This window comes from Pseudomonas sp. Ma2-10 (assembly GCF_054330215.1).
On the sequence record NZ_JBTEYL010000043.1, the window covers coordinates 1 to 212 of the forward strand.

Consider the following 212-nt stretch of genomic DNA (forward strand, 5'->3'; position numbering starts at 1 on the left):
CGATTGAAATCCAGCTCAACGACTCGCCGGACAAACAGGTCTCACTGACCGATCCAGACGCCCGCTCCATGATGACGCGCGGCACTGGAATCGTCGGCTCCGACCGCGATCAACTCAGCTCGATGGCCAAGCAGGCCCGCGAGGCCATGGGCTTGGAAACGCTGTCGGTAGTGGCTGACCGAGGGTACTTTAAAAGCGAAGAAATCCTGGCC

At 59.9% G+C, this 212-nt stretch carries 1 pseudogene; it reads left to right on the plus strand.

The features are described from left to right. Window positions 1–212, plus strand: a pseudogene (locus tag ACXPVS_RS26830) (IS5/IS1182 family transposase); the annotation flags it as partial.